This is a genomic window from Actinomadura latina NBRC 106108, from assembly GCF_001552195.1.
In the GTDB taxonomy this organism is placed as follows: domain Bacteria; phylum Actinomycetota; class Actinomycetes; order Streptosporangiales; family Streptosporangiaceae; genus Spirillospora; species Spirillospora latina.
Genome location: NZ_BCQS01000020.1, coordinates 84,472 through 97,604 on the forward strand (window position 1 = coordinate 84,472; position 13,133 = coordinate 97,604).

At 73.9% G+C, this 13,133-nt stretch carries 8 protein-coding genes and 1 pseudogene; 4 read left to right on the forward strand and 5 right to left on the reverse strand.

The annotated features are described in order from the left end of the window. Positions 1-60: 60 nt before the first annotated feature. Positions 61-453, forward strand: coding sequence for a hypothetical protein (locus AL2_RS25275; RefSeq protein WP_067637677.1), 393 nt, complete (start codon positions 61-63; stop codon positions 451-453). 76 nt (positions 454-529) lie between these two features. Here the strand turns inward: AL2_RS25275 and AL2_RS25280 are convergent, their stop codons facing one another. Both AL2_RS25280 and pgfA read right to left on the reverse strand, forming a co-directional pair. After that, positions 530-1,639 (reverse strand): NAD(P)H-dependent flavin oxidoreductase, encoded by a 1,110-nt coding sequence (locus AL2_RS25280; RefSeq protein ID WP_067637679.1) that lies wholly within the window; start codon positions 1,637-1,639, stop codon positions 530-532. 172 nt (positions 1,640-1,811) lie between these two features. Continuing rightward, positions 1,812-2,996, reverse strand: coding sequence for a cell envelope lipid trafficking protein PgfA (gene pgfA / locus AL2_RS25285; RefSeq protein WP_067637681.1), 1,185 nt, complete (start codon positions 2,994-2,996; stop codon positions 1,812-1,814). A gap of 133 nt (positions 2,997-3,129) precedes the next feature. Between pgfA and AL2_RS25290 the strand changes: the two genes are divergently transcribed. The 3 genes from AL2_RS25290 to AL2_RS39410 all read left to right on the forward strand — a co-directional run bounded on the left by AL2_RS25290 (position 3,130) and on the right by AL2_RS39410 (position 6,779). Beyond that, positions 3,130-4,590, forward strand: a complete 1,461-nt coding sequence (locus tag AL2_RS25290) for an MFS transporter (RefSeq protein ID WP_067637683.1) — start codon at positions 3,130-3,132, stop codon at positions 4,588-4,590. Between the two features lie 225 nt (positions 4,591-4,815). Continuing rightward, on the forward strand, positions 4,816-5,550 hold the full coding sequence (locus AL2_RS25295; RefSeq protein WP_067637898.1) for a class I SAM-dependent methyltransferase: 735 nt from the start codon (positions 4,816-4,818) through the stop codon (positions 5,548-5,550). After that, positions 5,547-6,779: an acyltransferase family protein gene (locus AL2_RS39410; protein WP_067637685.1), complete on the forward strand. Its 1,233-nt coding sequence runs from the start codon at positions 5,547-5,549 to the stop codon at positions 6,777-6,779. Before AL2_RS25295 ends, AL2_RS39410 begins: the two co-directional genes overlap by 4 nt. A gap of 1,081 nt (positions 6,780-7,860) precedes the next feature. Here AL2_RS39410 and AL2_RS39415 read toward each other — a convergent pair. From AL2_RS39415 to AL2_RS25310, 3 genes and pseudogenes are all read right to left on the reverse strand, one after another. Then, a pseudogene (locus tag AL2_RS39415) lies at positions 7,861-11,067 on the reverse strand (alpha-(1->3)-arabinofuranosyltransferase domain-containing protein); the annotation flags it as partial. Between the two features lie 37 nt (positions 11,068-11,104). Then, the gene (locus AL2_RS25305; RefSeq protein WP_067637688.1) at positions 11,105-12,265 is read right to left on the reverse strand and encodes a glycosyltransferase family 4 protein; all 1,161 of its coding nucleotides are present in this window, start codon (positions 12,263-12,265) and stop codon (positions 11,105-11,107) included. Beyond that, positions 12,262-13,125: a glycosyltransferase gene (locus AL2_RS25310; protein ID WP_083946888.1), complete on the reverse strand. Its 864-nt coding sequence runs from the start codon at positions 13,123-13,125 to the stop codon at positions 12,262-12,264. The genes AL2_RS25305 and AL2_RS25310 overlap by 4 nt, the downstream gene beginning before the upstream one ends. Positions 13,126-13,133: the final 8 nt, after the last annotated feature.

Consider the following 13,133-nt stretch of genomic DNA (forward strand, 5'->3'; position numbering starts at 1 on the left):
CGAGTTTTCCTGCGTGGCATCGCTGGGGACGACACGAGCCACGGAAGGACTGAGCAGGCCATGGCCTTGCAGATACGGCGCAAGCGGCCGGAGAGCATTGAGGAGACGCCCCGGCGACCGCTGTGGCGCCGGACGACGGACGACCCCGCCGCCAAGCGGAAGCCGCCGCGGTGGCGGCGCAGCAGGCCGAACCCGGTCAGCGCGATGATCATGGCGGCGGGCTGGGCCGCCGTGGCGATCCTCGCCCTCGGCATGCTGCTGGTGTGGGGCGACGCGAACCCCGGCAACTCCCTGGTGGACGCGACACTCGACGCGGGCCGCTGGCTCGCCACACCGTTCCACGACGCCTTCACCCGCACCGACCCCGACGAGCAGCTCTACATCAACTGGACGATCGCAGCCGTCGTCTACTACGTCATCGCCCGCGCCCTCTCCTGGATGACCAGGTTCTGACCGCACCGCGGTCCCGCATGTGCGAGGGCCCCGGCCGGCGTCGGGGGGTGCCGCCGGCCGGGGCCTGTGGGGAAGGTCAGGCGTCGGTGATGGTGTTGAGGCGCTCGATCGCCTCGACGTACTCCTCGATCAGGTCGTAGACGACCTGGGCGGCCGGCTTGATCTGGTTCATCGAGCCGACGATCTGGCCGACCGGGAAGGTGACCAGCTCGCCGTCGCCGGACCGCTGGATGCGCGGCAGCGCGTCCGCGATCAGCATGAACTGCATGGGCATCGGCAGGTAGCCGGGCGAGTTCTCGCTCTCCCACGCCTCCGTCCACGCGGTCTTGAGGAAGCGCGCGGGCTTGCCCGTCCACGCCCGGGACCGGACGGTGTCGCGGGACGTGGCGTTGAGCAGCTTCGGCAGGGCCCGCTCGGGGGTGTCGGCCTCGTCGACGGTCAGCCAGATCGAGCCCGTCCAGACGCCGTCGGCGCCGAGCGCCATGCCCGCGGCCATCTGCCGGCCCCGGCCGATGCCGCCCGCGGCCAGCACGATGGTGTCCTCGCCGACCGCGTCCACCACCTCGGGGATCAGCACCATCGTCGCCACGTCGCCGGTGTGGCCGCCGGCCTCGGTGCCCTGCGCGACAATGATGTCGACGCCCACCTCGACCTGCTTGCGGGCGTGCCGCGCGTTGGAGGCGAGGCCCGCGACCTTCACACCGTGCTCGTGCGCCTGCGCGACGACGTCCGCCGGGGGCGGGCCGAGCGCGTTGGCCAGCAGCGCGATCGGATGCTTGAGCGCCACCTCGACCTGCGGCCGGGCGGTGACGTCCGTCCAGCCGAGCAGCGCCTTGCCCGCCTTCTCGGACGGCGGGTCGACGCCGTGCTCGGCGAGCAGGCCCTCCAGGAACGTCTTGTGCTCGGCCGGGATCATGCCCTGCAGCTTGCCGAGCAGCTCCTCGGCGTCGCCCATGTCGGCGCCCTCGTACTTGGCGGGCATGACGACGTCCACGCCGTAGGGCTTGCCGCCGACGTTCTCGTCGAGCCACTTGAGCTCGAGTTCGAGCTCCTCGGGGGTGAAGTGCAGGGCGCCGAGGACGCCCATGCCGCCGGCGCGGCTCACTGCCGCGACCACGTCGCGGCAGTGACTGAACGCAAAGATCGGGTACTCGATGCCGAATAGTTCGGTGACTCGTGTCCGCACAGCTTCGACCCTAAGCGCGCTCCCACAAAACTGCAACAGGTTCTACTTACAAACCTCAGCACGGCCGCATGGAAAGGATCAACGTCCGACCGGACTAGAACGCGTATCAGACGGGCCGGGCCCGGACGTGCGTACGGCCCGCGCGGTGCGCGGGCCGTACGGGTCCGGTGGGTCAGCGGCGTTTGGAGGGGCCGGCGGCCTTGCGCCGCTGGCGCTGGCTGCCGGGGGCCGGCCGGCGGGCAGGCGGAGCCGCGGCGGGGCCGGGTCGCGCGGCCGGGTCGGGCGGCGCGCCCGAGCCCGGTGGCGAGAGGGGGCCGGACGGCGCGCCCGGGTCGGCGGGCGGGGCCGGGGGCTTCGGCGGTCCGGCCGGGGTCATGTCGCCGAACTTGCCGTCCGCGCGGCGGGGCGCCTCGATGGGCGGCGGCTCGCGGCGGGCCAGGCCGAGGAAGCCGCCGACGAAGAGCAGGATCAGCCCGAAGAGGACCGCGCCGGCCGGGACGTAGCTGCGCACCAGGTCGATCTGCAGCGCGGTCTTGTCCGCCAGGTCGACCATGGCCGCCTGGTCCTTGTCGACGCTGACGAGGTCGGCCTGGGCGACGATCATCTTGCCCTTGCCGTCCGCCGTCTGGACGGTGCTGCGGATGTTCTTGCGGTGCTTCACCGGGATGCCGGTGCGCGGGTCGACCCAGACGGTGTTGTAGGCCTCGGTGTAGCGGTCCACCTTCTGGTTCCCGGCGTCCTCCGGCAGGCCCAGCATTTTGGCCGGCAGCTTGGTGTCGAGCGCGGCCGTCTTCGTCAGCGGGATCGTCTGGGTGAACCGGTAGGTCGTGAGCCCGTGGACCTTCTCCACCGCGCCGAACTGCATCGGCGCCGCCTGCTTCGTCGTCATGTCGAAGAACGGGTAGTCGCGCTTCTGCACGTCCGCGAGCGGGAACAGCAGCCCGTAGCCGGACATCCGGACGGTGTTGTCCCCGTCGACGTTGACGCCGCAGCAGTTGACCAGCCTGGCCGTCCGGCGGTCGAAGGCGATGCGGTAGCCCTGGATCTGGACGGGCTGGTCCGGCTTCGCCTGGTCGTAGATGTTGGTCGTGGAGTCCCAGACCGCGATGTCGTTGTCGCCCTCGTTGGCGCGGACGTCACCGCGGACGGTGTTCTTGGCCAGCAGGGTGACGCCGGTCTTCGTCTTCAGGTCCGCCTGGTCGAAGTACGTGGAGTTCTTCGACTCGAGCAGCGTCACCTGGTACCGGTTCAGCGGCGCCACGACCACCTGGTCGGCCACATAGAAGCGGACCAGCGGCGCGAGCGCCAGGAAGAAGGCACCGAGGCCGATCAGGACCAGGCCGACCGGTCGCCGCATGTAAACCTCCGGGGGCTGCCGTCGTCAACTCAACGGCCGAGGGGCCGGGTCCGGCATGTCCGAGTTACCCTACAGGACCTCTCAAACCGCCAGTCCAATAAGAGTAGGCGCCGACCTCCGCGGAAAGGACACCGTGTCCCCCTCTCCGAGCCGCTGGCTCGCCCTGCTCGCGGTGCTGCTCGCCACGTTCATGGACCTCATGGACGTCACGATCGTCGGAGTGGCGCTGCGCGAGATCCAGTCCGACCTGCGCGCGTCCTACGCGGTCGGCCAGTGGATCAGCGCCGGTTACGCGCTGGCGTTCGCGCTGCTGCTGGTGACGGGCGGCCGGCTCGGCGACATCCACGGGCGCCGCCGGGTGTTCCTGGCGGGCGTGGCCGGGTTCACGGCGGCGTCGGCGCTGGCGGCGGTCGCGGTGTCGCCCGGCATGCTGATCGCCGCGCGGGTCGCGCAGGGCGCGTTCGGCGGGGTGATGGTCCCGCAGGTCATGTCGATCATCGCGACGGAGTTCCGGACGCCGCGGGAGCGGACCGCGGCGATCAGCCTCTACGGGGTGGTGCTCGGCGTCGGGCAGGTCAGCGGGCCGCTGCTCGGCGGGCTGCTGCTCACCTCCGGGCTGCCGCCCGGCTGGCGGACGATCTTCCTCGTCAACCTGCCGGTGGGGCTCGCGACGCTGGCCGGGGCCTGGCTGTGGATGAGCGAGTCCCGGTCCGTCCACCGGCCCCGCCTGGACGTTCCCGGCGTGCTGCTGATCTCGGTCGCGTCGCTGCTGCTCGCCTACCCCCTCGTCCAGGGCCGTGAGCTGGGCTGGCCCGCGTGGTCGGTCGCCGCGATGGCGGCCGCGGGCCCGGTGCTGGCGCTGTTCGTCCTGCACCAGCGGCGGCGGGAGCGCGCGGGACGCGGCGTGCTCGTCCCGATCGGCCTGTTCGCGCGCCGCTCCTACGCGGGCGGCCTCACCCTCATGTTCGTCCTCTTCACCGGCGTCTCGGGGTTCTTCATCGTCCTCACCTGGACGCTCCAGTTCGGCCTCGGCTGGTCGCCGCTGCGCGTCGCGCTCGTCGGCCTCGCGTGGCCCGCCGGGATCGCCTGCACCGCCCAGCTCACCAACCGCTTCGGCCAGCCGCGCGCCCGCACCCTGGTCGCGCTGGGCACCCCCGTCATGGCCGCCGCGACCGCCGGACTCGCCTGGGCCGCGCTCCACCACGGCCCCGGCCTGGACGCCTGGCGCGCGATCCCATGGATGTTCGCCGCCGGCATCGGGATGGGGCTCACGATCCCGATCCTGTCCAACCTCGTCCTCGGCGACCTGCCGGCTTCGGACGCGGGCGCCGCCTCCGGCGTCCTGAACTCGGTGATCCAGCTGGGCAACGCGATGGGCGTCGCCCTGGCCGGCGTCGTCTTCTTCGGCGCCCGCGACAGCCCCGGGCCCCGCCCCGCCGACTTCACCGCCGCCGGCGGCCGGACCCTCCTGTTCAGCGCGGCGGCCTTCGCCCTCGCCGCGCTGCTCTCCCCGCTGCTGCCCCGCCGCGTCCCCCGGACCGCCCCCGACCCCATGGCCCACGCCTCCCATCCCATGGCCCCGGCCAGCCCCTGACCCGCCCCCACCCCGCCCGCGCCCTCCGCCGTCCCTTCCGGTGGAGGCCGTCGCTTCCGGTGGAGTGGGTGCCGGGGGGTCGTACCGGCCGGTAAGCTCCCCGTTACCTCGGCGTCCGGACAGGTGAGGTGATCATTGACCTCGGCGGCACACGATCAGCCGGCGGCGCACGATCGGCCCGCGGCACCCGGCCGGGCCGCGCCCGGGCACGGCGGATGGCCGCCCCTGCCGCGGCACTGCGCGACGCTGGCGCGGTCGGTGCGGCTGCTGAGCGCGTTCCGGCGCGAGGGAAGCGAGCCGGAGTACTTCTACGACCTGATGGCGCGGGACACCGTCGCGCAGCTCGGCTCGTACACCGATCTGCGGGACGCGACCGTCGTCGACGTCGGGACCGGTTTCGGGTTCTTCGCGCGGGCGCTGGCCGCCGCCGGGGCGCGCTGCACCGGGATCGACCATGATCTCGATGAGCTGACCGCGCACGGCGGCCGCGGGGCGAACCAGCTCGTCGCCAGCGCCCTCGCCCTGCCGTTCCGGACGGGGTCCGCCGACGTCTGCTTCTCGTCCAACGTCCTGGAGCACGTTCCCGACCCGTGGCGGATGGGCGACGAGATGGTCCGCGTGACGCGGCCCGGCGGGACGGTCTTCCTGTCGTTCACCAACTGGCTGTCGCCGTGGGGCGGGCACGAGACCTCTCCCTGGCACTACCTGGGCGGCGACCGGGCCGCCCGCTGGTACGAGCGCCGGACCGGGCGCCCGCCGAAGAACCGGTACGGCCGCACCCTGCACCCCGTGTCGGTGTCGGGGGCGTTGTCATGGGCGCGGCGGCGCGACGACGTCCGGGTCCTGGACGCGGTGCCGCGCTACCACCCGCGCTGGGCGGAGGGCATCGTGCGGGTGCCGGGCCTGCGGGAGATCGCGACCTGGAACCTGGTCCTCGTCCTGCGGAAGAAGGACCGTTGAGGACCGCGGCGCGGCCGGCCCCGCCGCCGATCTCCGGTCACCAGGACACCATCGACGGGCTGCGGGCGGTGGCCGCGCTCGCCGTCCTCGTGTTCCACGTCGCCAGCGCGGCGGGGTCCATCACCAACCCGAACGGGCCGCGGTGGCTGTTCAACGGCGGGCAGATCGGCGTGCCGATCTTCTTCACGCTGTCGGGGCTGCTGCTCTACCGCCCGTGGGCGGCGGCCGCGCTGGACGGACGGTCCGCGCCGCGCACGATGGAGTACCTGCGCAAGCGGGTGCTCCGCATCATGCCCGCCTACTGGGCCGTGATCGCGGTCTACATGGTCACGGCGGGGCGCGACCACATCGGCGACCCGGTCACGTGGGCCTCGCTGCTCACGCTGTCGCAGACCTACCTGCCCGACCCGTGGTGGACCGGCCCGCTGGGCCCGTCGGAACTCGGGCAGTTCTGGAGCCTCGTCATCGAGGCCGCCTGGTACGTCACGCTGCCGTTCACCGCCGCGATCCTCGCCTGGTACGCGCGCCGGGTGCGGACCCACGACGTCGGCGTCCGGGCCCGGCGGCTGCTGGCCGGCATCGGCGTGTACGCGGCGCTGTCGTTCCCCTGGACGGCCGCCATGTTCGTCCCGGACCGGCACTCGCAGATGGGGCTGTGGCTCCCGCGGTACTTCACCTGGTTCGCGATCGGGATGGCGCTCGCGGTGGTGACGGTGTGGGCGCGGCTCGACGAGCGGCGCCCCGTCGCGGCGCTGTGCCGGGCCGTGTCGGACTCGTGGGCGGCGTGCTGGGCCGCGGCGGCGATGCTGTACGTGGTGGCGGCGACGCCCGCGGCGGGCCCGCTCAGCCTGCAGACGCCGGACGCGTTCTGGACGTCCACGCTGCACCTCGTCGTGTTCGGGCTGTGCGCGGCGGCGCTGGTCGCGCCGGTCGCGCTGGCGCCGGCCGGGCAGCCCACGCTCGGCGCGATCCTCGGCAACCGGGTGATGCGGTTCCTCGGCCGGATCTCCTACGGCGTGTTCCTGTGGCAGCTGCTGATCATCGTTTCCTGGTACGAGGCGACGGACCGGGGTTTCCGGGGGGACGTCGCGACGGATCTGCCGCTGATGGCGGCGGCGTCCATCGCAGCGGGGACTCTGAGCTACTACCTGGTGGAGTGGCCGGTCCAGCGGCTGACCCGGCGCCGGGACCGGGCCCGCCCGGCCCCTGCCCGGGTGCCGTCCAGCTGAGCGGGATCCGCCCGCGGGAGTCGCCGCCGCCGCGCGGCTTCGGCCGCCACAGCTCCACCGCGACGCGTCCGACGACGGCGAGCCCGAGCAGCTGGGGCGCGATGTCGCCGACCGGACCGGACGGGGCGGCCGGGTTTTCGAGCAGGTCCAGCCACATCCCGGCGGCGAGGCAGCCGGTGCCGGCGAGCATCGCGATCGCGATCGGCCACGGGGAGGCGAGCGCGCGCAGGACGGCGGAGCGGCGGGTGCGGGCCCAGCCGCACAGGACGGCGACGCCGAGGGTGACGGCGACGCCGGGCGGCCCGGCGATCCAGCCGCCGAGCGCGGCGGCGAGCCCGATCGCCGCCCACGCGGGCCAGCCCGTGCCGGCGACCATGGCGCGCGGGTCGGGCCGCCGGCCGCCGGACCGGCCCGGCCACAGCGCGACGATCAGCAGCACGAGGAGCAGGTTCAGGCCGGCGACGACGGCGATCCGCTGGGCCCGGTCGGGCGTGTAGGCCAGCTCGACGACGCCGCTGGTGCCCGCGGGGACGAGCCAGCCCTGCTTCCACCCGTCCAGCCGGACGGCGCGCAGCTCGGTGCCGCCGGCGGTCGCGCGCCAGCCGGTGTTGAAGTTCTCGTTCACGGTGAGGAACGACGCGGTGGCGGCGTCGACGTCGAGCTTGCGGGAGCTGGAGCCCCAGCTGATGACCTTGACCTGCTGCGGCGGCCGGGCGGCGGCGTCCGGCCCCGGTTTGGCCCCGACCGTGACCGTGTCGATGCGGTAGCTGTCGAGCGGCACCGACGTCAGGTGGTTCTGGCCCTTCACGAGCACGGCCTGCTTGCAGGCGCTGAACTGGAGGGGCCGGCCCGCGAGCAGGTCGCCCAGCGTCCCGGTCGCCTTCGTCTGGATCGTCTGCCGCCCGGCACCGGCCCGGCCGCCGCCGGTCCGGATCGCGGACGGGCCGGTCTGGAGCTTCGGTCCGTAGCCGCAGGGGAGTTCCAGCGGGTAGGTGCGCACGTCCGGGAACGGCTTCACGCCGGGGACGGTCAGCTCGGCGAGCTGCACCGGCTGGGTCCGGCCGTCGCGGAAGAAGGTCACGGTCAGCCGGTCGGTGGTCATCGGCGCGAACGAGAGCGTGCCCTTCTCGTCCGACAGGCCCTCGCGGATCTGGCCGTTCGCGCCCTCGACCCGCAGCCGGACCGGGCCCGCCGCGCCGGGCGGGCGGGTGACCGTCAGCGTGGACACCCGCTCGCGGCCGTTCCACTGGACGGTGTAGGCGGGTTCCGCGTCCCTCTCCCCAGAGATCCAGGACGTCGCCGGGTCGCCGTCGAAGCCGGACCGGGGCTGGTCGGCCGGGTGGGCGGACAGCGTGGAGCTGGCGGCGACGACCGGCTGGCCGTGCACGGCGGTGTACCGGTCGACGAGCTTCTGGTCGGTGAGGACCGCCGTCCCGGTGACGGGCGCCTTGCCGGTCACCGCCGAGGTGAACGTCCGGTCGAAGCCCGCGCCCTCCTCGTCGCCGGAGCCGAGGGACGGCGCGCACACCCACCGCCGGCTGCCCTTCATGCATTCGCTGGTCGCGCCGGGCGTCCGGCTCATCACGTACGTGGCCGGGCCGTCGATCCCGCCGGGCGCGGGCATCGTGTACGTGCGGGCCGGCGCCACGCCCCCGATCGCCACCTCCGCGATCGCCGCGCGCGCGAACGCGGGCACGATCGGCTCGGTGGCGAGCGCGGTGATGCGCAGCCGCAGCCAGCGCGTCGGCCCGTCCGGGGCGCTGAGCGGCTGCGGGTTCGCGCTCTGCTGGACGTCCTGCTCCAGGCTCCCGTTCTCGGTCTCGACGGCGACGCGCGTGACCGGCGGGCCGAGCGCGGTGTTCTGCACGAACGTCGCGGTCAGGTTCCGGACGTCGCGGGCCCGGTCGAAGTCGACGCGCAGCCACTGCCCGGACGGCCCGGTCCAGCCGCCCGTCTCCCAGGCCGTCAGCCGGTTGCCGTCGAACGCGGCGTACGGGACCGCCTCGGGCCTGCGGCCCTGCGGCAGCGCGTCGTCGCCGGCCGCCGACGTGGACGCCGTGACGTCGCGGACGCCGCCGCCGTAGGTGACGTGGGTGGTGTACCGCTTCCATCCCGTGTCGAGGACGTCGGTGGCCTCGCCTCTGTGCGCGGCCGACATCGTCGGGGACGTCTGGTGCAGTTCGCCGAAGTTGCGCCGCAGCAGCCGGGGCGAGTCGGTCACGACCGGGGTGCCGCCCAGGTCGGGGGCGTCGTCGTCCAGCAGGACGGGGCCGTCCGGCAGCGCCTCGTCGTCGGCCATGGCCAGCAGCGCCTCCGGCCCCCCGTACACGCGGACGGGGTCGGCCGCGCCGGTCAGGTCCGCGACGTCGGCGGCGCCCTCGACCTCGTACACCTCCAGCGGCGGGTACTTCTGGTCGACGTCGGTCACCGCGTCCTCGTTGCCGCCGCCCACCGGCCCGCCGAAGGAGGCGACCCTGCGCATGCCGGGCGAGTCGTCCAGCGCCTGGTGGAGGCGGGCGGGCCAGGCGCCGCGCAGCGTCTCCCGCCGCAGGTCGTTGCGGACCAGGACGTACCGGACGCCCATCCGGCCGAGGAAGCCGCTCAGCCCCGGCGAGCCCTGCCCGGACCGGACCTGCAGGTCGATGGCGTCCAGCGCCCGCGTGTAGCCGGGCGACCCGGCCGGGACCAGCTGCCGGACGCCCCACCGCGCCGTCAGCAGCGGCTGGACGATGTCGTCCATCGGGCGGCCCCACAGGTACTCGCCGAACGGCGCCCCGGGGACCGCGAGCACGCCCTGCTGCCCGGCCCGCGCGTTGATCCACGACGCCGCGTCCCGCCAGTACTTCGGCGTCTCCTTGAAGTCGCCGGGCCCGGACAGGCCGTGCGAGGCGGCGGTGAGGCCGATGCCGCCGAGCGCGACGGCGGCGGCGACCGGCAGGCTCAGCAGCGACCGCGCCGGCACGCCGAACGCCGGCCCGGCCCCGTCGCTGAGGCCGCGCACCCGCGCGTTCCGGGCCCTCCTGTCCCGGAGGTGCCGCCCGGCCGCGGCGAGCAGGTGGGCGAGCCCGAACGCGAGCGGCAGCCGGACGGCGGCGTCGAACTTGTGCAGGTTGCGCAGCGGCGCGAGCGGCCCGTCCAGCAGGTCGCGGAGCTCGGCGGCGAACGGGCCCGGGATGCCGCTGATGTGGCCCATGGACACGATCGCGAGACCGGCCAGCAGCGTGAGCAGCAGGAACGTCCGCTCCGGCAGCAGCCGGGCGAGCAGGCCGGCGAGGCCGAGCGCCGCGACGACGCCCGTGAGGAGGATCGGGACGGGGCTGAGCGAGAGGCCGTGCCCGACCGGCCACCAGACCTGGCCGTCCACGATCAGGTAGTTGACCCAGCGCTCCGCGCCGCGCAGCACGTTGATCAGGCCGGTCGGCCCGGTCGTCGTCTCGGCCTTCTCGGTGTAGGTCAGCCAGGAGAACCCGTACGTGCCGGTGAGCAGCAGCGGGGCCAGCCACCACGCGGTCGCGGCGCCCGCGGCCGCCGACCACCAGGCGAGCATCCGGACGCGGAACGACCCGCGCGGCCTCGTCACGATGTACATGAACGGGACGGCGAGGACGGCGGCGGTCGCGGTCGCGTTGATCCCGCCGCAGCAGGCGATCGCGAGCCCGGACCGGGCCGCGGCCTTCAGCCGCCCGCCCTCGCCGGACGCGGCGGTGACCAGCGGCAGGACGATCCACGGCAGCATCGCGACCGGCAGGTACTCCGAGGAGATCTGGCCGAGGGTCGCCAGCCCGTTCGGCGCGAGCGCGTACGCCGCCGCGGCGAACAGCCGGGGCCACTGCCCGTCCCCGTCCCGCCCGGATCCGCCGATGCCGAGCCGCCCGGCCAGCCGCCACGTGCCGATGAAGGCGAGGCACATCAGCAGCGACAGCCAGCACCGCTGGGTGATCCACGCGGGCATGCCGGCGACGTCGCCGAGCGCGAAGAACGGGCCCATCGGGAACAGGTAGCCGACGGCCTGGTTCTGCAGCTGGCCGAACTGCTCGGGGTCCCACAGGTGGAGGGCGCGGCCGAGGAACCCGAGCGGGTTCACCGCCATGTCGATCTTGGTGTCGGCGAGGATGGCGCCGGGCCGGGTGCCGAACGCGATCGCGGTCAGCGCGAGGCAGCACGCCAGCACGCGCAGCCGCTCCCGCAGCCGCGCGGCGGCGTCCTGGCCGTCCGGCCCGTCCGGCCCGCCGGGGGCGGGCTGACGGGACGCGCCGGCGCGGGGCGGATTCGCCTCTCCCACGGCCATGCTCGCCCTCCGCCCCTCTCTCTGCTCCCCCGGGACGTCAGCCAGGGTGTCCGCCACCGTACCCGCGGACGCCCGCGTCCCGGACCGCGCTACCGATCAGGTCGCGCATCCGGCCCGCCGTGCGCGCCCAGTCGAACTCTGCCGCCCACCTCTGACATTCCGTGGCCGTCCGCTCGCGCTGCGTAGGCTCGTCCAGCTCCTTCAGGGCGCGCTCGACGACATCGGCCAGGTCGTCGCCGTCGTGGACGAGCCATCCGGTGGTCCCGTCGCGGACGGCGTCGCGCAGGCCGTCCACGTCGTAGGCGACGGTCGGGACGCCCAGCGCCGCGGCCTCGATCACGCTGAGCCCCCAGCCTTCGCCCTGGGACGAGCTGAGGTGCAGATCGGCGCGGGCGACCAGGGCCGCCTTGACGTTCTCGGGGACGTACCCGTGCGCGATGACGACGCCGTCCAGGCCCCGCGCGCTGACAGCGGCTTTCAGCGCGGGCGCTTCTGGGCCGTCCCCCACGATGTGGAGCCTCAGCCCGGGACGGGTTTCGGCCAGGCACTGCGCAAGATCGAGAAGCAGGTGGAGGCGCTTGTGCGGGACGAGACGGGTCACGCACACCAGGTCCGGGTCCCCAGCCGCCTCCGAGACCAGGGCGTCGGGTGCGGCGACCGACGACCCGTTGTGGACGATATGCGCGTCTCCCGTCCACCCCAGCCGCTCCCTGACGGCGCGCAACGTGGACGGCGATACCACCACGAACGCGTGCCGCCGGTACGTCCAGCGGCTCACGGGCCCCTCCAGCACCTGCCCGAGCCAGGCCAGCCATCCAGGGAAGTACAGACCGAACTGAGCGTCGTGCACGTGGTGGATGACGCAGAACACCGGCACACGGCGCGGCAGCACCCACGGCGTGAAGAAGGGGATGCCGTTCTGGCAGTCGATGACCGCGTCGAAGCGCCGGCGATGAGCCAGCATCCACAGCAGGACGAGCGGGTAGACGGTGAACCGGCCGCCGAGGCGCACGAAGTCCACGCCGTCGACCCGTTCCCTGCGCTTCTGTCCGGGCGCCCGGCACGTCACGTAGTGGACGCGGTCCCCCTGGCCGGCGAACCTGCGCGCCAGCTCCCAGGCATAGCGTTCGGCGCCGCCCGCGGCGGGATGCCGGGGATCCCGCCAGTTGACGACCGCCAGCCGCAGTTCCGCGGTCATCCCGACTTGGTGCGCGACGCCGGCGCCTGCTCTGGGACGGCGACCGGCACCGGACGCGGCTCAGGGAGCTTCGGCTCGGCCAGCACCGTCCGGATGGGCACGACGGGGATGATCGGCGTCGCCGGAACACCGGGCATACGGAAACCGGCGCGCGCGCGGATGCGCGCGAGGTCCAGCATGCATTGGAACGAGTGACGCCGTACCGAGAACGTCGAGCCCGGACGATCCCGCCAGACCACCGGGATGGCCGTCACGGACGCCCCTCGCCGTACGCAGTGGGCCAGCAGCTCGACGTCGAACGAGAAACCGCTCGTGCGGAGCCGTTCCGCGGCGGCCCGCCCGAGCGGCCCGTCGAAGAACTTGAAACCGCACTGGGTGTCCTGGATGCCGCCCACGAGGTCCCGGACGATCCGGTTGAACGTGATGGCGCCGAGCCGCCGGACGGGCAGCGCGTATCCCTGGACGACCGACCGACCGTGGCGCCTTGACCCGACCACGACCGGGCGGCCCTCGCGCAGCAGGACGATGGCTTCGTCCAGCGCAGCGAGGTCTGTTGCCATATCGGCGTCCATGAACCCCACGTACGGGGCCCGTGTCTCCAGCAGCCCGGCCCGGACCGCCGCTCCCTTGCCCCGGCGTTCGCAGCGCACCAGCCGCACCGGCACCGGACCGTCCCACGCCCGGACGATCCCGGCCGTGCCGTCGGTGCTGGCGTTGTCGACGACGATGACCTCCGCCCGCAGCGGGAGGCCGGCGAGCTTGTCGCACAGCAGTGCCAGCCCCGCCGGAAGCCGGTCGGCCTCGTTGTAGGCGGGAACGACGATCTCCAGGAGGGCGGGGCCGTCACGCCAGGTCCCCATCAGGGCCT